The organism is Tessaracoccus sp. O5.2, assembly GCF_964266725.1.
In the GTDB taxonomy this organism is placed as follows: Bacteria; Actinomycetota; Actinomycetes; order Propionibacteriales; family Propionibacteriaceae; genus Arachnia; species Arachnia lapidicapta.
On sequence record NZ_CAXWGV010000023.1, the window covers coordinates 131,191 to 154,999 of the forward strand.

The following is a 23,809-nucleotide window of genomic DNA, read 5'->3' on the forward strand; positions in this document are numbered from 1 at the left end:
AGCGCCATGGAACTCCTCCCCATGACGTTCGCCTCCGGCTGGGCCTCGGGCATCAACGCGTACGCGACGGTGTTCGTCCTCGGGCTGCTCGGCCGCTACGCCGGCACCGGCGGCGTGCCTGAGGGGTTCATGCGCACCGACGTCCTCGTCGTCATGGGGATCCTCGCGCTGCTGGAACTGGTCGCCGACAAGATCCCCGTCGTCGACTCCTTCTGGGACGTGCCCTCGACCGTGATCCGGCCCATCGCAGGCGCGGTGATCGGTGCGCTCATCGCCGGCGCCCAGGGCGACCTGCTCACGATCTCGCTCGCGGCGGTCGGCGGGGTGACCGCGCTGCTGAGCCACCTGTCCAAGGCGGGCATCCGGCTGGCGGTCAACACGTCGCCCGAGCCGGTATCCAATGTCGCGGCGTCGGTGGCGGGGGACGTGGGCGTCGTGGGCGTCTCCACGCTCGCGGTGCTGTTCCCGGTGACCGCGGCGGTGGTCGCTGCGGTGCTGCTGGTGATCATGATCGGGCTGGCGTGGCTGCTGATGTCGCGGGTGAAGCGCGGTTGGGCATGGCTGAAGGCCCGCTGGCCCTCGGGGGTGCCGTCGGCCTAGCGCCGGCGGACGAACCAGACCGCGATCCCGGCCGCGACCAGCACGGCCATCACGCCCCCGAGCAGCGCAAGGTCTGCGGCCAGGCCGACCTGGGAGGGGCCGGGCGCGACCGGGTCCCCGGGCGAGCGGACGACCGCCGTCGGCTCGCCCAGTGCAGCGGTGAGGGCCTCGACCAGGTCCTGGCTGACGGGTCCTGAGCCGTCGCAGAGGGTGGAGCGCCACGCGGCGCCGTCGGCCTGCGCGAACAGGATGATCTCCATCCCCTGCTCGATGCCCTCCCAGCCGCAGCTGGCGCCGTCGACCGCGGTGAGCACGTCGACGGTGCCCGGCGGGTCCCCCTTCCAGGCCTCGGTCAGCTGGACGGTGTAGGTGGCGTCGTCGGTGCTCGAAGACGGCCGCGCGGGCCGGTCGACGGCGACGACGGTGCCGCGTGCGACGACGTCGGCCATCTCCGCCTGCTCGGCGGGGGTCATCGCAACGCAGCTGCACGCGGCGGCCCGGGGCGCCTGCTGCCAGGAGAGCACGAGTGTCGCGGCGAGCATGGCGACCACGAGGAGGAATGCCTTGACCTTCATCCCCCCAGAGTGACACGGCAACCACGGCCGGAACCAGGGCGCGGGCCCACGGCCGCATGCAAGACTGACCCGCATGGACTTCTCCTCGCTGTACCGCCACGGGTTCGCGCGGATCGCGGCCTGCACGCTCCCGGTGACCATCGCGGACCCCGCCGCGAACGCGCGGGCCATCGCCGTCGAGGTCAGGGCCTGCCATGACGACGGCGTGGCGGTCGCGGTCTTCCCCGAGCTGTCCCTGTCCGGGTACGCCATCGACGACCTTCTCCTGCAGGACGTCCTCCTCGACGCCGTCGACGAGGCCGTCGCCCTCCTCGCCGAGCTCACCGCAGACCTCCTGCCGCTGGTCGTCGTCGGCGCCCCGCTGCGTGTCGGCAACCGGCTCTACAACTGCGCGGTCGCCCTCCACCGCGGGCAGGTCCTCGCCGTCGTCCCGAAGACGTACCTGCCGAACTACCGCGAGTTCTACGAGAAGCGCTGGTTCGCCGACGGCGCCGACGACAGTCTCCCCGCCACGATCGTGCGGCCCGGCTGGCCCACCGAGTTCGGGGAGGTCCCCTTCGGCACCGACCTCCTCCTCGACGCCACCGACGTCCCCGGCCTGACCGTCCACATCGAGGTCTGCGAGGACATGTGGGTGCCGATCCCGCCGTCGGCCCAGGCCGCCCTCGCGGGGGCGACGGTGCAGCTGAACCTGTCGGCGTCGCCCATCACGGTCGGCCGCGCGGAGGACCGCCACCTCATGGCCCGCTCGGCGAGCGCCCGCCACAACTCGGTCTACGCCTACGCGGCCGCGAGCTTCGGCGAATCGACGACGGACCTGTCCTGGGACGGCATGACCATGGTCTACGAGATGGGCGACCTGCTCGGCCAGACCGAGCGGTTCCCGCACAGCGCACAGCGCACCGTGGTCGACGTCGACCTCGACCGGCTGCGCCAGGAGCGCATCCGCCAGGGGTCCTTCGACGACAACCGGCGAGCCCAGGGCCTCGGCCCGGACTTGCGGATCGTCGAGTTCACCGTCGACCCGCCGTCGGGCGACCTGGGGCTCCGCCGGCCGCACGACCGATTCCCGTTCGTCCCCGACGACCCCGCCCGGCTGCACCAGGACTGCTACGAGGCGTACAACATCCAGGTCTCCGGGCTCGAGCGCCGCATGAAGGCCATCGGCGGGGGCGACGCGTCGAAGGCGCCCAAGATCGTCATCGGCGTCAGCGGTGGGCTGGACTCGACGCACGCGCTGATCGTCGCGGCGAAGGCTTGCGACAGGCTCGCGCTCCCGCGCACCCACATCCTGGCGTTCACGCTGCCGGGTTTCGCCACGTCGGCGCACACGAAGAACAACGCGACCCTCCTCGCCGAGGCGCTGGGGGTGACGTTCGAGACGGTCGACATCACCGCCATGGCCACCCAGCTGCTCAAGGATCTGGGGCACCCGGCCGGACGCGGGGAGCCGGTCTACGACGTGACGTTCGAGAACGTGCAGGCCGGGATCCGGACCGACTTCCTGTTCCGGGTCGCGAACCAGCGCGGCGGCATCGTGCTCGGCACGGGCGACCTGTCCGAGCTGGCGCTCGGGTGGTGCACGTACGGCGTCGGGGACCAGATGAGCCACTACGGCGTCAACGCCGGCGTGCCGAAGACCCTCATGCAGCACCTCATCAGGTGGGTGATCTCCAGCGGACAGTTCGAGGAGGCCGGGGTCAACGAGACGCTGGCGTCGATCCTCAATACGGAGATCTCGCCCGAGCTCATCCCGGTGGGGGAGGGGGAGAAGCCCCAGTCGACGGAGGACTCCATCGGCCCCTACGCCCTGCATGACTTCACGCTGTTCGGGATCCTGCGTCGCGGGTACCGGCCCAGCAAGATCGCGTTCATGGCGCATCACGCGTGGCGTGACGTCGAGGCAGGGCTCTGGCCCGCCGGCTACCCCGAGGCCGACCGCACGGCCTACGACCTGCCCACCATCAAGCGCTGGATGGGCGTGTTCCTGCGGCGCTTCTTCGCCCACCAGTTCAAGCGCTCAGCGATGCCGAACGGTCCGAAGGTGCTGTCGGGCGGGTCGCTGTCGCCGCGGGGGGACTGGCGGATGCCGTCGGACGCCTCGGCGACGGCGTGGCTGGCCGAGCTGAACCAGAACGTCCCCGACTGACGCCTACTCAAGGAGGAGATCCATGGCCGATCTGACCGTTCTGCACAACCCGCGCTGCTCGACGTCGCGGGCGGCCCTCGCGGCCGCCGAGGCCTCGGGCCTCAACCTCGAGGTGCGCAACTACCTCAAGGAGCCGCTAGACGAGGCCGGCTGGCTGGCGGTGATCGACGTGCTCGACGCTGACCCCAGCGAGCTGGTGCGCCGCGACAAGACGTTCGACGAACTGGGCCTGAGCGACGACGACGTCGCGAGCGCGGACCAGGTCGCGCGGGTGTTGGCGGCTCACCCGACCCTCGCGCAGCGCCCGGTCCTGATCAGACGCGACGGGGTGCGGGAACGGGCCATCATCGGACGGCCGCCCGCTGCGGTCGCGCCCTTCCTGTCGTAGCGCTGCGTCACCCGCACTTTTCTCGCTGTGGGGCTTCCTGCGTGCATATGCACAGGAGAAGCCCCACAGCGAGAAGAGTGCAGGCCACCCGTCAGCCGGCGGGACTCTCGAGCACCTCCGCCGCGTCGACCCACTCCCGCCCGAACGCCTCGGCGACCGGCCGCGACACCAGCGCGCCCCCGTGCGTGGACAGGCCGCGGGCCAGGGACTCGTCCGCCCGCATCGCGTCCCGCCAGCCGCGGTCGGCGATCGCCTCGACGTAGGCCAGGGTCGCGTTCGTCAGCGCCCACGTCGACGTGTTCGGCACCACGCCGGGGATGTTCGAGACGCAGTAGAAGGTGGAGCCCTGCACGTCGAACGTGGGGTTGTCGTGCGTGGTCGGCCGCGACGACTCGAAGCATCCCCCCTGGTCGATCGACACGTCCACCAGCACCGAGCCGGGCTTCATCGATGCCACCATGTCTTCGGTGACCAGCTTCGGCGCCCGCGCCCCCGGCACCAGCACGGTGCCGATGACGAGGTCGGCCCCCAGCACCTGTTCGCGTACCGCCAACGTCGACGACGCGATCTGGTGCACCCGGTTATCCCAGCGCCAGAAGCTCATCCGCAGCTTCTGCAGGTCGGTGTCGAGGAGGGTGACGTCGGCGCCCATGCCGAGCGCGATATTCGCGGCGTTCTGCCCCGCGACGCCGGCCCCCAGCACCACGACCTTCGCGTTCGCCACGCCGCCGATGCCGCCGAGGAGCACCCCGCGGCCGCCCTGGTTCTTCATGAGCGCGTGGGCCCCGACCTGCGGCGCGAGGCAGCCCGCGACCTCGCTCATCGGATACAGCAGGGGAAGCAGCCCCGACGACAGCTGGACCGTCTCGTAGGCGATGGCCGTGGTCCCGGTGGCCAGCAGCGCGTCGACGAGCGGCTCATCGGCGGCCAGGTGCAGGTAGGTGAACAGCACGAGGTCGTCGCGCAGGCGGTGGTACTCCTCGGCGATCGGCTCTTTCACCTTGAGGACCAGCTCGGCGTCGCCCCATGCGGTGTCGGCGTCGGCGACGATGGTGGCTCCGACGGCGCGGTAGTCGTCGTCGCTGAACGACGAGCCGGTCCCCGCGCCGCGCTCGACGAGCACCTGGTGCCCGCGCTGCGTCAGCTCATGGACTCCGACGGGGGTGATGGCCACCCGGAACTCGCTGTTCTTCACTTCGCGCGGCACGCCGATGCGCATCTGGGCTCCTTCGCCGATCAGTGGGGCCGCGACGGTGCGGCCGACGATTCAGGCTAGCGCCGCCGCCCGGTCGCGTGTAGCGGGAACGCGGCCAAACCCTCAACCGTCACTTCTTAGTTTCACTCCGTGCTCATCGCGCATCGCGCCCAGTCAACGCAGGTTCCGCCCGATCCTGAGAGATTTGGCTGAGAATCTCTTTGGATTCTCAGGAATTCGGTGTTACGGTCGCTGCTCCCCGGCTCCGCGGAAAGGACCCCGACCCCCATGCTCAAGCGCTTCCTCATGGTGACCCTCGCGGTCATCCTGGGCGCCGTGACGCTCGGCACCGTCGCGCCCACCGTCGCCCACGCCAGCACCAACCCGTACACGCAGCCGGGCCAGCACTACGTCAACGGCCGCTACTGGCAGACGGAGTGCGACATGTACTCCGAGACGGTCGTGCGCTGCCGCACTGAGATCTGGGCCACGAAGGTCGTCAGCGAGTACGGGCGACTCACGACCCGCAACGGCTGGGTGTTCAACAACCTGACCTACCTGCCCTCGGATCGCGCCCAGTGGGGGACCAACCCGCTCGCCCGCACCGGCTCGTGGACCGGCACCGACGGTCGCCGTTGGCGCACCGAGTGCGACACCGAAGTCACCGGGCGCAACGGCTGCCGCTCCTACGCGACGGCGGACGTCATGAGCTACCAGGACGGGCGCTTCGTCCAGCGCAACGACGTCGAGGTCTTCAACAACATCGTGCAGTTCACGGCGTCGGGCATCGCTCCGGTCACCGCCATCCCGCCGCGCACCCCGAACATCGCGGGTTTCCCGTCCGAGCCGGATGTGTCGTCGATCCCGGTGCAGACGTGCAAGGCGTCCTACTACTCCTACGGGTCGGTGACCGCCAACGGCGAGCGCTACAACCCTGACGGTCTCACGGCGGCGCACCGCACGCTCCCGTTCAACACGATGGTGCGCGTGGTCAACCGCGCCAACGGCCGTAGCGTGACCGTGCGCATCAACGACCGGGGCCCCTTCGTCTCGGACCGCTGCCTCGACCTGTCGCGCGGTGCCATGAGCGAACTCGGCGGCATCTCGTCCGGCGTGATCACGGTCGACTACCAGGTGCTCCCGGGCTGACCCGGATCCTTCCCCCTTCGACGGCGTCCGCTCAGCGGGCGCCGTCGCTGCGTTTCGAGGCGGTTGCTGTCAGCGACAAGCCCTATTGCGACGAGACCCGTCCCGGGTTATCATCAGTCATCGAAACGCTTCGCCAACGGAGGCAGAGAGAGTGATGAACGACCCAGCACCCGCACGGGGCCCCCGGCCCGCCGTCGAGGCCGCCGCGGCTCCCCGCTCAGTAAGGTCCCGCCGGTGACGGTCGCGGCGCCGGTCCAGCCGCCGAAGCCCGAGGCCGCCTCCTCGGCCAAGCGGCGGATCCGCCGGGCTGACGAGGCCCCCGCCCGCCCCGTCGCCGGGCGACGTCGCGCGGGGTTCGTCATGTTCCTCAGCATGCTGCCCTTCCTGGTGCTGGTCTTCCTGTTCTCCTACTTCCCCCTCTATGGCTGGATCTACCGTAGGCCCGGCGCGCGGTCACTCGACGCGCGGCGCCACCAGTCGACGTTCCGGCAGCGCGTCCCCGGTGACCAGCCCCATGAGCATGTCGACCGCGGTCGAGCCGATCGTGGTGCCGGGGATGTCGATGACGGTCATGTGCAGCAGCGGGGCGAGCAGCAGCGTCTTCGGGCCGATCGCGACGATCTCCACCGACTCAGTCACCTCAGGCCCGCGGCGGAGCAGCGCCTGGATGACGCCCGGCAGCGCGGACTCGTTGTGCACGACCAGCCCGGTGTACCCGGCCTCGATCACCTCGTCGATGAGGCGGGCGGCTGCCACCGGGTCGTCGTCGGCGGCCAGGCGGCGCAGCTCGATGCCGCGGGCCTCGGCCTCGCGCTCGGCCCCGCGCGCCAGCCGCACCGCGTACGACGTGCCGCGGCTGACGACCTCGGGCGACGAGCCCAGCAGCGCCACCCGGCCGTGCTTCGCCAGCCTGCGGATGGCCAGCGAGCCGGCCGCCTCGAAGTCGAAGTCGATGCAGCTGAGCGTGCCGGGGTCCTCGGGGAGCCCGATGAGCACCGACGGCTGCCGCAGCGTCATGAGCGTGGGGATGCGGGAGTCGCGGGACTCGACGTCCATAACGATGAACCCGTCCACCATCGACCGCAGCGACACGCTCTCGATGCCGCTGGCGTCCTGCTCCGTGACGAGGAGGACGTCGTGTTCGTAGTGGCGGGCCCGCGTCGCGATGCCGGCGACGAACTGCATGATCACGTCGACGTTGACGCCCGGGCGCAGCGGCGACACCAGGCCCAGCACGTGGGTCTTCGACGACGCGAGCGCGCGTGCGCCGGCGTGCGGCCGGTAGTTCAGCTCCTCGATGGCCTTGAGGACCTTCTCGCGCGTCGCGCCGGAGATCGGCCGCCGGCCGCTCAGCACGTAGGACACCGTCGACTGCGAGACCCCCGCCTTGCGGGCCACCTCTTGAATGCCGGCCATCTTCACCCCTCGTCCCGGAGCGGCGGGGGACCTCCCATGCAGCCCCGCGGGCCGGCGCCGTCCAGCATCGGACGGCTTCAGAGTACGGCCGCGCAAGCGTTTCGACCAACCCGGAAGGACCCACGATGAAGTTCACCGACGGCTACTGGCAGCTGCGGCCCGGCGTCACGGCGCTGAGCCCGCGCAGCATCGCCGAGATCGTGGTGGAGGAGGGGCGCCGCCTGGTCGCCCACACCCCGACGCGCGTGATCGAGCACCGCGGCGACACCCTCAACTGCCCCCAGCTGACCATCAGCATCGATTCCCCCGCCGACGGCGTCATCGGGGTCACGATCGAGCATTGGGACCAGCCCGAGGTCGGCCCCAGGTTCGCCCTCGCCGGAGCTGCCCCGGAGGTCACGGTCACGGAGGCGGAGGGGTCGGTGTCGCTGACCAGCGGGACCCTCACCGCGACGCTCGGCCGCGACGTGCCGTGGGACCTCAGTTTCGACGGCGCCAGCGGCCACCTGACGTCGTCGACCGGCCGGGCGCCGTCGGCCCTCACCACCCCCGACGGGTCCTTCGTCCGCGAGCAGCTCGCCATCTCGCCCGGCGAGCACCTGTTCGGGCTGGGAGAGCGCTTCGGGCCGCTGGTCAAGAACGGGCAGAGCGTCGAGATCTGGAACGCCGACGGCGGCACCTCCAGCGAACAGGCGTACAAGAACGTGCCGTTCTACCTCAGCGATCGCGGCTACGGCGTCTTCGTAGACACCCCGGACCACGTCTCCTACGAGCTGGCGTCCGAGTTCGCGTCGAGGGCGCAGTTCTCCGTGCCCGGGCATCGCCTGCGTTACCTCGTCATCGACGGCCCAACCCCGGCCGACGTGCTGCGCCGCTACACGGCCCTCACCGGCCGTCCGGCCCGGGTGCCCGCGTGGAGCTACGGCCTCTGGCTGTCGACGAGCTTCACCACCGACTACGACGAGGACACCGTCAACTCGTTCATCGACGGCATGGCCGTGCGCGACCTGCCGATGTCGGTGTTCCACTTCGACTGCTTCTGGATGCGCGCCTTCCACTGGACCGACCTCATCTGGGACCCTGCGACGTTCCCGGACCCCGAGGGGATGCTGGCGCGGCTGCACGAGCGTGGGCTGAAGGTGTCGGCGTGGATCAACCCCTACATCGCGCGGCGTTCGGTGCTGTACGCGGAGGGCAAGGACCTCGGCTACCTGGTCAAGCGGCCCGACGGGTCAGTGTGGCAGTGGGACATGTGGCAGGCCGGGATGGCGCTGGTCGACTTCACCAACCCCGACGCGACGGCCTGGTTCGTCGAGAAGCTGCGCGGCCTGCTGCGCCAGGGCGTCGACGCGCTCAAGACCGACTTCGCGGAGCGGATCCCCACCGACGTCGTCTGGCACGACGGCTCGGACCCGCAGCGGATGCACAACTACTACGCGCACCTGTACAACAAGGCCGTGTTCGACCTGTTGGTGGAGGAGCGGGGCGAGGGCGACGCCGTCGTGTTCGCCCGGTCCGCCACCGCGGGCGGGCAGCAGTTCCCCGTGCACTGGGGCGGGGACTGCGAGTCGACGTTCTCGGCGATGTCGGAGTCGCTGCGCGGCGGGCTGAGCCTCGCGGCGTCGGGCTTCGGCTTCTGGAGCCACGACATCGGCGGCTTCGAGGGCACCCCCGACCCGGGCGTGTTCAAGCGGTGGCTGGCGTTCGGGCTGCTCAGCTCGCACAGCCGGCTCCACGGGTCCAGCTCGTATCGCGTGCCGTGGGCGTTCGACGACGAGGCGGTCGACCTGGCGCGCCAGTTCATCCGGCTGAAGATGCGGCTGATGCCGTACCTCGGGCAGCTGGGGGAGGTCGCGCATACGGAGGGGCTGCCGGTGATGCGGCCTCTGTTCCTGGAGTTCCCGGAGGACCCGGGGGCTGCGATGGTGGACCTGCAGTACATGCTGGGCGACCAACTGCTGGTGTCGCCGATCTTCTCCGACGACGGCCGCGTCACCTACTACGTGCCAGCCGGGCGGTGGACGAACGTCCTCGACGGCGCCGTCGTCGAGGGGCCGGGGTGGCGGACGGAGGCGCACGGGTTCGACTCGCTCCCGCTGCTGGCCCGCCCCGGGGCGGTCATCCCGTGGGGTGCGGTCGCGGACCGGCCGGACTACGACTGGGCCGAGGGCGTCGAGCTGACCGCGTACGGGTTCGAGCCCGGGATGTCGCGGGTGGTGGAGATCCCGCGGCCGGACGGGTCGGTGTCGCGGTTCGAGGTCGCGGCGGATGGCGACGGGGAGGTGTCGGCTCGGCTGCTCGACGGCTCGGCCCCGGTCAAGGCTTGGACCCTCACCGTCCGCTGATCCGGCCCGTTGAATCACCGCGCAGCTGCCTCGGCGCCCGGAATGTGTCGGCTGCGCGCGGTGACGATCTGCAACTTTCTCGCTGTGCGGCTTCTTGCGTGCATATGCACGCAGTCGGCTCCACAGCGAGAAAGTTGCTGGTGCTCTCCCGCAATAGGGGTGCGGCGTGGCCACCCGTTCCCTGAGGATGGCCGCCCGCGGAGCGGCGTGGCCAGTCTCGAAGGGTCGTAACGCGACTTTCCGGCGGTTCTGAGGCTTCGAGGCCGCTTCGCGGCACCTCAGCCAGCGGGGAGGCAGCGGCGTGGCCAGTCATTCCCCGTTCCCTGAGGATGGCCGCCCGCGGAGCGGCGTGGCCAGTCTCGAAGGGTCGTAACGCGACTTTCTCGCGGTTCTGAGGCTTCGAGGCCGCTTCGCGGCACCTCAGCCAGCGGGGAGGCTGCTTCGCGGCACCTCAGCCAGCGGGGAGGCTGCTTCGCGGCACCTCAGCCAGCGGGTGCGGATCGGCTACGGCAGGGTCAGCCCCTCCGCGACCCCGACCGCCAGCCCGTCCGCGACCAGCGACGCCGCACACGCCGCCAACTGGTCGCGGTCGGGCCACGCGACATCCGACAGCCGGACCTGCCCATGGCCGCGCAACGCGGCCATGATCCTGCCGCGACACTGCCGGTCCGTGCCCTCCCACGACTGCGCCCGCCGCTCGGGCCCGTCCCAGGCGGGGCGGCCGGCGGCCAGCCACGCGCACGACCCCGCGACCGGGCACTCCCCGCACCGCGGCGACCGCGCCGTGCACACCAGCGCGCCCAGCTCCATCACCGACACCGACCACAGGGCGGCGTCCGCGTCCGCGGGCGGCACGAACTCCCACGCACGCCGTCGCTCGGCGGCGGTCTCGTGCGCCGCCGGGAACTCGACGCCCCCGTCGAGCCGCGCCAGGACCCGCCGGATGTTCGTGTCGAGCACGAGCGAGCGCCGTCCGAACGCGAACGCCAGCACCGCCGCCGCCGTGTACAGCCCGACCCCGGGCAGCGCCAGGAGCGCCGCCTCGTCCTCCGGTACCTCGCCGGCGTGCTGGTCGACGACGGCGCGCGCCGTCTCCTGCAGCCGCAGCGCGCGCCGCGGGTAGCCGAGCCGGCCCCAGGCGCGCAGCACGTCGGAGGTCGGCGCCTCCGCCAGCGCGGCCGGTGTGCCCCACCGCGACATCCACGCCTCCCACAGCGGCGCCACGCGGGCCGCGGGCGTCTGCTGACACATCACCTCGCTGACCAGCACGCCCCAGGCGGTGGTGCCGGGGGCGCGCCAGGGCAGGTCGCGTGCCGCCGTCGAGAACCACCCCGCCAGCCGCGGGGCCAGGTCGCCGGACGGATCGGTGCGTGGCGCGGGCGGCGTGGAGGTCAGCGCCAGGTCCCCCGCGTGTCGATGACCCGCTTGCCGGACAGCCGCTCCCGGTCGAGCTCCTTGAACTCCCGGTGGTCGACCAGCAGGACGACGACGTCGGCGCGCTCCAGCGCCTCGTCGAGACCCACCAACTGCACCGGGCCGCCGGCGAGCTTGGCGGGCGGCTCGGTCACGTTGGGTTCGACGGCCAGCACAGTCGCCCCCGTGACGGCCCCCGGCAGTGCGGCGGCGATGTCGAGGGCCGGCGACTCGCGCAGGTCGTCGATGTCCGGCTTGAACGCCAGTCCCAGCGCCGCGATCACGGGCTGCTCGAGCCCCTCGGCGGCGGCGCGCACCTTGTCGAGGACCCACTCCGGCTTGCCGTCGTTGACGAGGCGCGCGGTGTGGATGAGCTTCGACGTCTCGGGCGCGGAAGAGACGATGAACCACGGGTCGACGGCGATGCAGTGCCCACCGACGCCGGGGCCGGGCTGCAGGATGTTGACGCGGGGGTGCTTGTTGGCGAGCTCGATCAGCTCCCAGACGTCGATGCCGAGCTGGTCGCAGATCAGCGAGAGCTCGTTGGCGAACGCGATGTTGACGTCGCGGAACGAGTTCTCGGTCAGCTTGGCCATCTCGGCGGTGCGGGCGTCGGTGAGGTGCAGCTCGGCCTTGCAGAACGAGGCGTACAGCTCGCGGGCGCGTTCCGCGGCGGCGGGGGTGAGGCCGCCGATGATCCGGTCGTTGGTGACGAGCTCCTCCATGACGCGGCCGGGCAGGACGCGCTCGGGGGCGTGCGCGTACTCCACCCCGGTGAGCTCCGGCCGGGCAGCGGCGATCCGGGCCGCCATGTGCTCGGTGGTGCCGGGCGGGGAGGTGGACTCGAGGATGACAAGCTCGCGGCCGGTCAGGTGCGGCAGCAGCGAGTCGGTGGCTGCGTCGATGTAGCGCGTGTCGACCCGGTAGCCCTCGGCGAAGGGGGTGGGGACGGCGACGATGTAGACGTCAGCGGCGGGCGTCTCGGCCTGGGCGCGCAGGCGTCCGGCGGCGACGGCGTCGGCGACGAAGCCGCCCAGCGCGGGCTCCACGAACGGCACCTCGCCGCGGTTGACCGCGTCGACGTGCTTCGGGTTGACATCGACGCCGACTACGTCATACCCGTTCGCGGCGAGGATTGCGGCCGTGGGCAGACCGATGTAGCCGAGGCCGATGACGGCGACCACGCGGTCTGTGGACATGAGAAACCCCCGATTTGTTGTTGGACGCACCAGCGCAAAGATTAGCCCAGCGCCCATCCTCGGTTAGGCTGGCGGTTGGCCGGAGCGCGGCATCGGTTATCGACCAACCACCTAGGGGGCACGGGAGTCTTGCGCATTCTCGTCGTCGCCCAGTACTTCCCGCCGAGGCGCTCCACGTTCTCCTCACGGTGGTCGTGGCTGACGACGAAGCTGGCGGAGGCCGGGCACGACGTCGACGTCGTGGCCCTCATGTCCGCCGCCCGCCAGCTCGGCAACCTCCGTTACGCGATGCTCGCGGATCCGCCGCCGGACCGCGTCACCATCCATCCCGTCCTGCCGCCCCTGCAACGACACAGCTCCGGCGTGGCCGCGCGCGCCGTGATCGACGTCGTGATGGGCATCCAGTCCTTCCGCCGCGCGATGCGCGTGCGCCGCACCGACGTCGTCGTCGCGTCCGCACCCACCGCGGTCACGATCCCGATCGGATGGGCCGTCGCGGCCCTCAAGCGGCGTCCGTTCGTGCTGGACCTCCGCGACGCCTGGCCCGAGCTGATGGACAACTGGCGGGAGTGGGACGACGACGGCCGCGGCCTCCGCGGGCACCCGGCCAAGCGCCTGATGGTGGGGGCGTCGACGCTGATCGTGGGCCCGGTGCTGCGCGCGCTGCGTGCCGATGCTGATGCGGTGATCGTCACCACCGAGGGCCTCGCGCGGCGGCTGCGGGACGCTGGGTTGTCGCGGGTGCATGTGGTGCGCAACACGTCGTCCAAGCCGTGGGCCTACCCGCTGCCGGCGCCGGCGCTCGAGAGCGAGACTCTCAACGTGCTGTACCTGGGCAACGTGGGCCGCGCCCAGCTGCTGGCCACGGCCATCCGCGCCGCCGCATTGGCGAAGCAGCGTGGGGTGCCGGTGCGGCTGCGGTTCGTCGGGTCCGGGCCGCAGTGGGAGGCGGCGCACGACATCGCCCGCGACACCGACGCCCCCGTCGAGTTCTACGAGCGCGTGCCGACCCACCAGGTGCTGCCGCACTACGAGTGGGCGGACACCGTGCTGGTGAGCCTGCGCGATTGGGAGCTGCTGGCGGAGACGGTGCCGTCGAAGCTGTACGAGATCATGCTGTCCGGGCGCCACATCACCGCCTCGGTGGCGGGGGAGACCGCGGAGCTCATCACCGAGCTTGAAGCGGGCGACGTGGCCGCACCCGAGGACGTCGAGGCCCTGGCCGATCTCTGGGCCGCCCTGGCGACGGACCGGTCCCGGCTCGCCGTCCCGGCGACGGGGCGCGCCTGGGTGGAGCGGGAGTTGAGCGTGGACAAACTGGCGACGACGTTCGCCGACGTGTTGGAGGAGGTGGCCGATGCCCGGGGGGCGCGTTGACCAAGCCAGACTCGTGGCCTCGACGGTGGGCCGCAACCTCGTCGACGATCCGCTGGGCTTCGCCCTTCTCGTGGGGCGCCGGTTCGGGTCGCGGAAGCGGGGGGTGCTGTCGCGGACCGAGACGGGGCTCGTGGGGGCGCTCGGCGCCTACCTGGCGGACCGCCCCGAGGTGGCGGCTCGCGCTCTGCGGTCGCGGCGCCCGAGTCGCGCGACGCCGCTGGACCGCCTCGCTGCCCGGCTGGCTGTGGCCGTCGGGGACGCCGAGGCGATCCCGCCGCGGCTGCGCGACGACGCCCGCGTGCGCTCGGACCAGGCGTGGACCCGCGGGGAGTTGACGCAGGCGGTCGCGGCGCTCGGCGACGCGGACAGCGTGGTGGCCAGGCGTCGCCGCTCGGAGTTGGCACTGCTTCAGCCGGGCTTCCGTCTGCAGGTGGACATCCGGCCGCAGGGCGCCGCTGTGGAGACCACGCGCGTCCTCCACATCCTCACCAACTCGAAGCCGCACACCCAGTCCGGCTACACGGCCCGGAGCCATGCCGTGCTGCGGGCGCAGCGCGCCGAGGGACTCACGGTGGCGGCGGCGACGCGCATCGGGTACCCGGTGACGATCGGCACGCTCAACGCTGCCCCCGTCGACTGGATCGACGGCATCGCCTACCACCGGCTGTTGGCCCCTGGCCTCCCCGTCGACGCCCGGCGCCGGCTCGAACTGCAGGTGGCGGCGCTCGATCCGCTGGTCGAGGCGTTCGGCCCCGGCGTCATCCACACCACGACTGACTTCACGAATGCCCTGGTGGCCGAGGCCGTGGCCCGTCGGCACCACCTGCCGTGGGTGTACGAGATGCGAGGGCAGCTGGAGCTGACGTGGATCGCGGCACTTCCCGAGCCCTGGCGTGCCGGCGGCGAACGCAGCGAGCGCGTGCGCCTGCTGCGCGCCAAGGAGGCCGAGCTCGCCGCCGCGGCCGACGCCGTCGTCGTCCTGTCCGAGGTGCAGGCCGAGGACCTGGTGTCGCGGGGCGTGGCTCGGGACCGGATCTCGGTGGTCCCCAACAGCATCGATCCGACACTCCTGGCGCGGACCAGCACGCCCGCGCAGGCCCGGGCCGACCTCGGGCTGCCGACGGACGGCGTGTGGGCGGGCACTGTTTCCTCCCTGGTCGACTACGAGGGCCTCGACACGTTCCTGCGGGCGCTCGCCGAGGCGCGGCGGCGCGGGATAGACCTGCGTGGCGCCATCGTCGGCGACGGGGTCTCTCGTCCGGGCCTCATCGCGCTGGCACGAGAGCTCGGTATCGAGGACAAGGTGCTCTTCCCGGGCAGGGTCCCGGCCGCGGAGGCCATCCGCTGGCACGAGGCGCTGGACATGTTCGTGGTGCCGCGCCGCGACACCCCTGTTTGCCGGATGGTCACCCCGATGAAGCCGGTCGAGGCCATGGCTCTGGGCAGGCCGGTGGTGGCGAGCGACCTCCCGGCGCTGCATGAGCTCGTGGGTCGCGACGCCGGCACCTCGGTACCGGCCGACGACGTGGCCGCGTGGGCCGACGCGCTCGGTGCGCTCGCGCAGGATACCGCCGCCCGCACCGCGAAGGGGGAGGCGGGCCGTTCGTCGGCTGCGCGGAGGACGTGGCAGCATGGCGCGGTGACGTACGCAGAGATCTACCGGCAGCTCGGGGTGTCGCGTGGCTGACGCGGACGGTCAGGGCGGCAGGCGGCTCAAGCACCGGGGCGCCGAACCCGCCGTGCCTCGCCGTGCCCACCCTGACTCGACCGACCACCTCTCACCGGTCAGTGGGCGTCCACCGTTCCGGGAGTACCTCTCGCAGTTGGTGGAGCGGCGCCACTTCATCACAATGCAGGCGTGGTCGCAGAGCACGACTCAGCATCGGGGAATGCTCTTGGGCAACATCTGGTTGGTCCTTGCGCCTGCGTTGGATGGACTTATCTACTTCATGATCTTCGGACTCATCTTGAGAGCAGATCGCGGAATCGACAACTTCTTTGGCTACTTGGTCATCGGCGTGTTCCTGTTTACCTATACAGCGCGGACCGTCAACTCTTCCGCGACCTCGATATCCAACAATCGGGGCCTGATCAGGGCTTTCACCTTCCCTCGAGCCGTCCTGCCCGTCGCTGCGACCCTACGTGAGACCTTCGCAATGATGCCGGTGCTCACGAGCCTTTTCGTGTTGCTCATGGTCGTCCCGCCTCATGCGCTACCCAACCTCACCTGGCTTCTTTTGCCACTCGTGTTTGCACTGCACGCCATTTTCAATCAGGGGGTGGGATTCATGCTCGCGCGGGTGGCCACAGCATTCCCTGATGCCCGTCAACTTATTCCCTATCTTCTCAGGCTGTGGTTCTATGGCTCTGCGGTCATGTTCGCCGTCGACCGCTTCGACAGTGTCCCCGCGATCGGGCAAGCCGTTCGGCTGAATCCCATGTACCAGTTCCTGACGATGTACCGGTCGGTACTGCTGGACGCGACCGCACCCTCCGCAGGAGAGTGGGCAACAGCCACTCTCTGGGCGGGGGGTGCCCTGCTTTTCGGCACCCTGTACTTCTGGCGGGCGGAGGTGTCCTATGGGCGTGAATGAGGCGCCAGGACGAATCTCGGTCGTGGTGGATAACGTCTCCGTCCGATATAGGACGGAGACCTCCAACTTGGGGGGCTTGCCACCCGCGAGGCGCCTCCTCGCCCGTGCGGGTCAGGCGATCGGACTCACGACTTACACCGGCGTTGACGCGCTGAAGGACATTAACTTCGTCGCACGCGAGGGCGAGCATATTGGACTTGTGGGCGCAAACGGGTCGGGCAAGTCGACGCTGCTTCGCGTGATCGCGGGGGTGGAGCCACCTCGCTCCGGGCAGGTGTTGGCTGAAGCCACTCCAGTGCTCCTCGGCGTCAGCGCCGCGATGATGCCGGCGCTGACGGGCGAGAGGAACGTTCGCCTTGGATTGCTGGCACTGGGGTTCCACCCCGATGAGATCCTCGAGATCATGCCCGGAGTGATCAAGCTCGCCGGCATCGGTGATGCGATACATCGACCGATGAAGACGTACTCCTCGGGGATGGGTGCGAGACTGCGGTTCGCTATCGCGGCTGCAGCTCAGCCGAGCATCCTACTCATCGATGAAGCGCTGGGAACGGGGGATGCTGCGTTCGCTGACCGAAGTAAGGCGAAGATTGATGAACTCCGTGCCGGGGCCGGCACCATCTTCCTGGTATCACACGCTGCGCAGACGATCGAGGAAATGTGCAGCAGAGCCATCTGGCTGCACATGGGGGAACTCGTCATCGATGGACCTGCGACGGATATCGCGCGGGCCTACCGATGGTGGGCTCACTGCGTTGCGAAGGAGGACCTTCAGGCGGCCGAGGAAGCCTTTTCTCTCGCCAAGTCGGGAAACCCTCTCATCCCGGGTTAGCTGCCTCGGCCTCGGCGTCTAGGATGGCGAATCTGCTGAGGATTCGCTCGGCGACGGACGAGTACACAGCTGATTCATAGTGGAAGGGGGCCGCCCCCCACTTGTGATGCGGGTCGGCTAGAGCATCGCCGAAGCGCTGCACATCAACACCGAGATCCATAAGGGCGGTGTAATAGCGCTCGTAAGCTTCGTTGGCAGCTTCTGCCGTCACGCCGAAGCTGGAGGGCGTCGCCTGACCTTCGGTGGTTGCGCCGGCCCATGGCACCGCCAGCACCATGACCCTGTCTGCCAAGTCCAAAGTCTTCAGTTCTGCCCAATAGCGCTCGAACGCGCTGATCCATAGATTAAAGTGAGCGTCAGACCCGAACGGAATATGGGCCCCTGGGTAGACGATCCCCGCCGCGATGCCTTCGACGGACCTCGTCATCACCGAACCGTCCGGCAGAAGTTGGACGCCCAATCGTTCGTCGCACAGGTCCAGGAGCACGATGTCAATGCTGGGTGCCATGGCACGGATCGACTGTAGCGCGTTGCCCTTGAGATCGTCGTCGAACATCCGCTGCTGGAACGGGGATCGAAATTCAGGCAATCCAGTCAGATCAGCCGCGGATCCTACGGAGATTACTGATTGCCTGGCCTGGTAATGAACTACCGTAAACCGCCTCTGTGCGAAGGCCACCGTGTCGCGCGAGACGCAACTGCCGTGTATGAAGACCCTGCATACGCGCATCGGAAGGGCCTCCTCGTGCGAGCCGTGTTGTTTCCTGTCAGAGACGTGGACCCTCATGCTAGTCCCGTGGGCGCAGAAGTAACGTCCGAGCGTCCCTGACGACTCCCAGGGGCCGCGGCGCGGTGCACGACCGTCTGCGCCGCGGTGGAGGCGGCTGAGTGTCCAGCGTGTCGCAGGCTAAACTATCGTCCCGTGTCGGTATCCCCTTCTCCAGGCGTCGCGAGTCGCGTCATCATCTCGGGATACTTTGGAGCCGGAAACTACGGGGACGACCTGCTGCTGCGGTCTGTGCTTGGTACCCTTAGCCAGCACCCTGCGATCCAGCCGGTAGTGGCCGCACACGACGCGAGTGAAGTGGAGCGCGTCTTCGGGGTGCCGGCCTTCAGCCGGCGGGACCCCGCCTCGAGGGACCACGAGCTGAGGCGGGCGTCCGGCGTCATCCTTGGGCCGGGTGGACTGTGGAACGATTACGGTCTGGCCGAGGCTGGTGGCCTGCGGGGGCTGACCTCCGACGCCAAGCGCAGCCTGGGGCATGCCATGCAGTTGCCTGTAGAGGCGTCTGCTAGGGGGATCCCGGTCATCGGCTTCGGGCTTGGCGTCGGTCCACTTCGGACCCGGGATGCTTGGGCTTTGATGCGGCTGGCGTCACACGTTGTGGATTCCGTCCACGTCAGAGACCCCCATTCGGTCGAGCTGCTAAGGCAGGCGGGCTTCCGTGAAGAGCAGCTTCACGCCGGGGTCGACGCCACGTTTGCTCTCGAACTTCCAACGCCGCTCCGTCGGGAGCCGGTCCTGGCCGTGAACTTGAGGGAGTGGCCCTCGGGGCATGCGCACGATCAACTCGCTGAGTTCCTCGTGCAGTTCGCCAAGGGGGCTGGGCTCCGGGTCGTGGGAGTACCGGCTCAGGAGTCCGACGGCGAAGTTCTCGATGATCTGCGGCGGTCTCTGTCGGACAAGGTGGACTTCTCGCTGTCTGGGTCCCACCCGGACAGCGTGACTCAGGCCCTCGGATCTGCGCGGATGGTGGTGAGCATGCGACTGCACCCAGCTCTCATCGCGCACCGGTTGGGCGTGCCGGTGGTCGGTCTCGCATACGACCCAAAGGTCAGCTCCCACTTCGCGATGATGGGCGTCTCGCACTTGGCGCTGCCCCTCGACTCCGGCGTCGCTGACCTCGCCGAGGCCGCCAGGGTCGCTGCTCAGGGGCAGACGCTCGACTGTGTAAGGGAGTCGGTTGCGAGGGCTCGTTCGCTTGCCGCGCAAGACACCCTGCAGCTGCGTGAGTGGCTCGCCACCCTGCCTCCGGGGGAGGGCGAGAGCAGGGGGGAGTCGACAAGTCCGATCAGTCACTTGGCGCCAGACGTTCTGTCGACGCTTGTGCCCGGTAGTGCTTCCTCGTCCAAGACCTCTCCCGCTTTTCACACCGCTTGCGACCAGGCGGACGGCGCCCGCTCGATTTATCTTGAGAGCTCCGCCCCGAGCGGAGGGGATGAAGCCTACTTCCGACTCGCAGTTCCCAGCTCCGACTCAGGCTGGCGGGTCGGCATCAGCACCACCGCGCACTACAGCGAGGACCCCGCATTGGCTGGTCGCATGGCACACTTCATTCGGGTGGATGGCGTCGACCTCGCAGCCGTTGATGTTGCCGAGTGGTCACGCGACGTGCACACATGGCTCCTCCTTCCCCCGTCGGAAGACGAGCGCGCTCTTGATATTGGTACTAGGGCCTTGAGGGATTGCGAGGCGTGGCGATGGGGCTGGGCAGGTCGGATCACTGTCCGCGCCCTAACCTTGGAAAGCTATCGGGTCGAGCATCCCAGCCATGGCTTTTCGGTCCCGCCCTCCAAGCTTCGCGATGGGAGACCGCCACAAGGATCCCAGGCTTCGCGCCTTTCGCGCGTACTCCGTAAGCTTCATCAAACTACTCAGCTGAAGACGACATTCTCAGAGAGGCAGAAATGACAGATCTCCAGGAGACTGGGCACCTTGAGGCCTGGCTGAAGGACGAAGAGGTGGCGTCGCGGCGCGTACAGCAGCTGGAGGCTGAGCTGGAAAGGACGCGGGAGCTTCTGGCATGGACGACGAGCCGCCTGGAGAACCTTCGACAGTCGGCCCTGGGGAGAGTGCAGATCCGATACTGGAATCTGCGCTCGCACGGAAAGGGCATCTGACCAATGCACGTGGATCCAAACATCGTGGCGGATACTGAGCGTCGCGGCGAAGGCCTTCCCGTCGTAATCTCATTCGCGGCCGGTGCTCCCGAATACCACATCGAGGCAGACCGGCTGGCGCGCAGCTGCGAGGCGCTCGGGCTTGAGCACGACATTGAGCATCTCGATCTGCCCTCGGACTTCGACTGGAGTCAGATCTGCCGATATAAGACGCAGTTTTACGCTCGGAAGCTCCGAGAGCACCAGCGTCCAGTCCTGTGGGTGGATGCCGATACGCAATTCGTGGGCGTCCCCGCCGCGTTGCGGGGGTTCAGTGGAGACTTCGCCGCGATCCCGAACCGCACCCGCATCGGGCAGTTTGACGCCTACTCGACGGCCAGGATGTGGCGCCCGTCCTTCTTGGTCTTCGGGTACACCCCTCTGGCTCTCCAGTTCCTGGATCACATGGCGAAGGTCGACGCTGCCGCGCCGGCCAACGTCACTGACGACTACCTCCTGCAGGAGTCGTGGGCGACTTTCGGCGAGGAACTCAGCGTCTTGGTCCTGCCGACCTCCAGCGTCGTGCGGCGCGTTGAGGATCTGACCGACAAGACATGGACGATCCATGGCGACTCCGGCAACGTAGGTGAGTACATTTCGAAGGTGGTGCAGCACCACACGATTCTGAATCGTGGACGGATACTCACGGCCATCGCACGTGATTATCTTGCGCGAAACGAGCTCAGAGCCGCTGAGGCGATGCTGCTTGCAGCCAAAGACTACGACTGGGACGACTTTGAATGGAGTCGCTCGTACACCCTGACCCTCGCCAAGCAAGGACGGCGCCGAGACGCTGATCGCGAGATCAGGCGTTTCGTCAATGATCATCCCGATGACGATCAGGGGCAATTGGCCGCTGCGCGCCTAGCCTTCCGAGAACGGCGCTGGCCGGCCGCTCACGAGCGAGTCGAATCCGTCATCACTCGTGGCGGAAACCGTCAGTCTGAGGCAAGATCCCTCCAGGCTGATATCTCACTCGAGGAGCGCGCCGAGGCCGCTGGCCTCAAGAAGGGTGACAGGCCGCTCTTGTGGTGGATGAAGCAGCCATTCCCCGGCAACCTAGGCGATATCCTCAATCCCTACATCGTCGAAAAGATCACGGGCGTGCCTCCCGCCTTCGGGCCCAGGGGCGCTGCCATGCTGGCGATCGGTAGCGTCATCAAATTCGCTGGCGACGGGCAGTACGTGTGGGGCACGGGTACGCCCCGCATGCAGGATGACTTCAACCCCAATGCGAGGTATCGCGCCGTTCGCGGGCCACTGACCCGCAAGGCACTCCTCGAAGCAGGAGCGGATGTGCCTGAGGTCTACGGCGATCCGGCCCTCTTGTTACCCCGCCTCTACGAGCCGAAGGCCCGCCGCGTCACTCACGAGGTCGGTCTGATCCGCCATCTCACCCATCGCGGAATTGGCCAGGTTGGGGACGGCGCCGTCGATCTGGACCTCCGTGCCGCCAGCTATGCCGACATCGAGTCCTTCATCGACGCTCTCACGAGCTGCCGGACGGTGCTCTCCTCATCTCTGCACGGCGTGATCCTGGCTCAGGCGTACGGCATCCCCGCCCGGTGGGTGACTTTCTCGAACTCTTCGAAGCGGATCAGTGGAGACGGCACGAAGTTCGCTGACTACTTCCTGTCGACAGGGCAATCGCCGCAGGATCCGCTGGATCTGGCGCCGTTCCCGATCATCGATGGATCGATGACCCGCGTCATCGACGAGGAATCCGCACGGCTTCAGTTCGACGCCGAGGCGCTCCTCGAAGCTTTCCCATGGGATGTGCTAGGAGCCGTGAAGCGTGCTTAGACCAGCCGCGTACACCCCTGAGCGGTTCCCCGTCTATCCAGCCGGGCACATGGCCACTGTGGTGGACCCGATCACCGCTGAGCAGCGAGCCGCTTGGACGGAGGATCGGAGACCCGCGAGCAGGCACTACGACCTCTTGGTGGTCGGCGGCGGCCTGTCAGGGGTCGCGGGCGCTGTTGCGGCCCGCCGCCGAGGACTGACCGTGCTGCTGATCGAGCCGACGCATATGCTCGGCGGGCAAGCAACGGCAGCTGGTGTCTCGGCGTTCGACATCCCGTTTCCCTATGATCACGAGATCAACGATCACGGCATCTGGGGTGAAATCGTCGCACGTACTCTTCGGGTGTACGCCGATGAACTTCATCGGCCGGCGAATGTTGGGCACTATCGAAATTCGTCGTTGACGCCCAATGCAGTCGTGGTCGAACGAATACTGACTGAGTTCGTCAAGGATGAAGGCGTCGAGACAATCAGGCGAGTGAAGATCCTCCAGGCAACGCGGAACGGTCCCCTCGTCTCGGGAGCGATCTGGGACGGCGGTTCCGCAACAGCTGACGTCGTCATCGATGCGACGGAAGACGGGTCATTTCTAGCGCTGGCTGGTGTCCCGCACCGTCTGGCAAACAGGAAGGGCACTGGCAAGACATACTGGCCTGCCGGCGTCGAGCATGCACTTGTGCAGGACATCACGTACACTGCGACAATTCGCGAGTATCCCGGTGGTGTCCCCGAGCATCTCAGGGTGCCGGAAGCGCCCGAAGGTTACGATCGCTATGTCCCGGGCCTTCGGAAGATGTATCCGCCTGCAGGGCAACGAGACCCACGAACCGCGACGCGACAGGGTCCCCTGGCCTTCGCCGGGTACCGTGCTGCGCCCGACCTTGCACGGTCCGAGATCCATCAAGGTCTCGAATGGGAGAAGGTGACCCGGACGAATCTGAACCTACACAACGATCTGCCCATTCGAGGCGATTATTTCCTCAGTGATGATGCCCGGATGCGGTACGAGGCAAAGGCAATCGGTCGTACCCTCTCCGTCTTGTACTATCTTCAGACCGAATTGGGCTTGCCCTGGTCGCTGGCCACCGATGAAGGCTTCGACGGCGCCAATCGCCCGGAGAATCCGTATATTCCCACGGTGTTTCGACACCTCGTTCCACACCTGCCCTTGATTCCTTACATTCGGGAATGCCGCAGAATACTTGGGAAGCGCACTCTCATCGGCCGCGCCATCCGCAGGCCGGGCCCCTACCGCGAGGCCCCGTGGGACGTTGACTCCGTCGCTGTCGGCTACTATCACACCGATCTGCATGGCGGGAGGCGCCCAGAGGACTTTGAAGCGGATCTGAATGAAAGCGTGGACGATAAGCCAAAGTCCGAGACGTTCGGGCCCTTTCCGATTCCGCTCGGTTGCCTCATCCCTGAATATGTGGACGGATTCATCGCTGCTGAGAAGAATATTTCCGTCTCAAGACTCGCCGCGGGTGCTATTCGGGTTCATCCCACAGTGTGTGCCATCGGGGAGGCGGCGGGGGTCCTAGCCGCGCTCAGCCACAGGTTGGGTGTTCAGCCCCGTGAGGTTGCAACCGCGTCCGTGCAATATGAGTTGGCCCGGGGTGGCGCTCTGATAACGCCGCTGCAAGTGGAGGGATCCGTTAGATCAGACCCGGCTTTCGCAGCGATTTCATTGGCAGTGGCACGCAGGCGTCTACCCTGGCAAGTTCGGCGCGACCCACACTCGGCGTATATCCAGACAGACGTTGGTGTCGCCGAGGAATTGGGTCGCCAATCGATTGATTATCTGACCCGCAACGGTCTAGTCCTGAATTGACGT

The 23,809-nt window shown here is 68.4% G+C and carries 18 protein-coding genes; 12 read left to right on the plus strand and 6 right to left on the minus strand.

Annotated elements, in window-relative coordinates; translation table 11 throughout:
- Positions 1 to 6: 6 nt before the first annotated feature.
- The gene (locus tag ACFQPD_RS09070; protein ID WP_385900224.1) at positions 7 to 600 is read left to right on the plus strand and encodes a DUF4126 domain-containing protein; all 594 of its coding nucleotides are present in this window, start codon (positions 7 to 9) and stop codon (positions 598 to 600) included.
- On the opposite strand, the gene ACFQPD_RS09075 is transcribed toward ACFQPD_RS09070, so the two are convergent.
- Positions 597 to 1,175, minus strand: coding sequence for a hypothetical protein (locus tag ACFQPD_RS09075; RefSeq protein WP_385900225.1), 579 nt, complete (start codon positions 1,173 to 1,175; stop codon positions 597 to 599). The two genes, ACFQPD_RS09070 and ACFQPD_RS09075, sit on opposite strands and share 4 nt — an antisense overlap.
- A 73-nt stretch (positions 1,176 to 1,248) precedes the next feature.
- Here ACFQPD_RS09075 and ACFQPD_RS09080 point away from each other — a divergent pair, with 73 nt between their 5' ends.
- Positions 1,249 to 3,324: an NAD(+) synthase gene (locus tag ACFQPD_RS09080; RefSeq protein WP_385900227.1), complete on the plus strand. Its 2,076-nt coding sequence runs from the start codon at positions 1,249 to 1,251 to the stop codon at positions 3,322 to 3,324.
- Positions 3,325 to 3,346: 22 nt separating this feature from the next.
- Positions 3,347 to 3,712, plus strand: coding sequence for an ArsC/Spx/MgsR family protein (locus ACFQPD_RS09085; protein ID WP_385900229.1), 366 nt, complete (start codon positions 3,347 to 3,349; stop codon positions 3,710 to 3,712).
- A 91-nt stretch (positions 3,713 to 3,803) separates the two neighbouring features.
- Here the strand turns inward: ACFQPD_RS09085 and ald are convergent, their stop codons facing one another.
- Positions 3,804 to 4,931, minus strand: coding sequence for an alanine dehydrogenase (gene ald, locus ACFQPD_RS09090; protein ID WP_385900230.1), 1,128 nt, complete (start codon positions 4,929 to 4,931; stop codon positions 3,804 to 3,806).
- Positions 4,932 to 5,195: 264 nt separating this feature from the next.
- Between ald and ACFQPD_RS09095 the strand changes: the two genes are divergently transcribed.
- Positions 5,196 to 6,056, plus strand: a complete 861-nt coding sequence (locus ACFQPD_RS09095; protein ID WP_353082798.1) for a septal ring lytic transglycosylase RlpA family protein — start codon at positions 5,196 to 5,198, stop codon at positions 6,054 to 6,056.
- A 453-nt stretch (positions 6,057 to 6,509) separates the two neighbouring features.
- On the opposite strand, the gene ACFQPD_RS09100 is transcribed toward ACFQPD_RS09095, so the two are convergent.
- Entirely contained in the window at positions 6,510 to 7,472 is a 963-nt protein-coding gene (locus tag ACFQPD_RS09100; RefSeq protein ID WP_068751891.1) for a LacI family DNA-binding transcriptional regulator, read from the minus strand.
- A gap of 125 nt (positions 7,473 to 7,597) precedes the next feature.
- Between ACFQPD_RS09100 and yicI the strand changes: the two genes are divergently transcribed.
- Positions 7,598 to 9,817, plus strand: a complete 2,220-nt coding sequence (gene yicI / locus ACFQPD_RS09105) for an alpha-xylosidase (protein WP_385900232.1) — start codon at positions 7,598 to 7,600, stop codon at positions 9,815 to 9,817.
- A 504-nt stretch (positions 9,818 to 10,321) separates the two neighbouring features.
- Here the strand turns inward: yicI and ACFQPD_RS09110 are convergent.
- The gene (locus tag ACFQPD_RS09110; RefSeq protein WP_385900233.1) at positions 10,322 to 11,086 is read right to left on the minus strand and encodes an A/G-specific adenine glycosylase; all 765 of its coding nucleotides are present in this window, start codon (positions 11,084 to 11,086) and stop codon (positions 10,322 to 10,324) included.
- 122 nt (positions 11,087 to 11,208) lie between these two features.
- Positions 11,209 to 12,429 carry a UDP-N-acetyl-D-mannosamine dehydrogenase gene (gene wecC / locus ACFQPD_RS09115; protein WP_385900235.1) on the minus strand — a complete coding sequence of 407 codons (1,221 nt, stop codon included), beginning with the start codon at positions 12,427 to 12,429 and terminating at the stop codon, positions 11,209 to 11,211.
- Between the two features lie 129 nt (positions 12,430 to 12,558).
- Here wecC and ACFQPD_RS09120 point away from each other — a divergent pair, with 129 nt between their 5' ends.
- From ACFQPD_RS09120 to ACFQPD_RS09135, 4 genes are read left to right on the plus strand one after another with little or no spacing between them, the layout of a single operon-like run.
- Positions 12,559 to 13,806, plus strand: coding sequence for a glycosyltransferase family 4 protein (locus ACFQPD_RS09120; RefSeq protein WP_385900237.1), 1,248 nt, complete (start codon positions 12,559 to 12,561; stop codon positions 13,804 to 13,806).
- A complete protein-coding gene (locus ACFQPD_RS09125) occupies positions 13,787 to 15,493 on the plus strand; it encodes a glycosyltransferase (protein WP_385900238.1) in 1,707 nt (568 codons plus the stop codon). Before ACFQPD_RS09120 ends, ACFQPD_RS09125 begins: the two co-directional genes overlap by 20 nt.
- Positions 15,486 to 16,400, plus strand: coding sequence for an ABC transporter permease (locus ACFQPD_RS09130; protein WP_385900240.1), 915 nt, complete (start codon positions 15,486 to 15,488; stop codon positions 16,398 to 16,400). Before ACFQPD_RS09125 ends, ACFQPD_RS09130 begins: the two co-directional genes overlap by 8 nt.
- Positions 16,387 to 17,232, plus strand: coding sequence for an ABC transporter ATP-binding protein (locus tag ACFQPD_RS09135; RefSeq protein WP_385900242.1), 846 nt, complete (start codon positions 16,387 to 16,389; stop codon positions 17,230 to 17,232). Before ACFQPD_RS09130 ends, ACFQPD_RS09135 begins: the two co-directional genes overlap by 14 nt.
- On the opposite strand, the gene ACFQPD_RS09140 is transcribed toward ACFQPD_RS09135, so the two are convergent.
- Positions 17,219 to 18,019 (minus strand): DUF6270 domain-containing protein, encoded by an 801-nt coding sequence (locus tag ACFQPD_RS09140; RefSeq protein WP_385900243.1) that lies wholly within the window; start codon positions 18,017 to 18,019, stop codon positions 17,219 to 17,221. The two genes, ACFQPD_RS09135 and ACFQPD_RS09140, sit on opposite strands and share 14 nt — an antisense overlap.
- A 135-nt stretch (positions 18,020 to 18,154) precedes the next feature.
- Here ACFQPD_RS09140 and ACFQPD_RS09145 point away from each other — a divergent pair, with 135 nt between their 5' ends.
- The 3 genes from ACFQPD_RS09145 (at position 18,155) to ACFQPD_RS09155 (ending at position 23,806) form a co-directional block, all read left to right on the plus strand.
- A complete protein-coding gene (locus ACFQPD_RS09145) occupies positions 18,155 to 19,924 on the plus strand; it encodes a polysaccharide pyruvyl transferase family protein (RefSeq protein WP_385900245.1) in 1,770 nt (589 codons plus the stop codon).
- A gap of 233 nt (positions 19,925 to 20,157) precedes the next feature.
- Positions 20,158 to 21,975, plus strand: a complete 1,818-nt coding sequence (locus tag ACFQPD_RS09150) for a polysaccharide pyruvyl transferase family protein (protein WP_385900246.1) — start codon at positions 20,158 to 20,160, stop codon at positions 21,973 to 21,975.
- 49 nt (positions 21,976 to 22,024) lie between these two features.
- Positions 22,025 to 23,806, plus strand: a complete 1,782-nt coding sequence (locus ACFQPD_RS09155) for an FAD-dependent oxidoreductase (RefSeq protein WP_385900248.1) — start codon at positions 22,025 to 22,027, stop codon at positions 23,804 to 23,806.
- Positions 23,807 to 23,809: the final 3 nt, after the last annotated feature.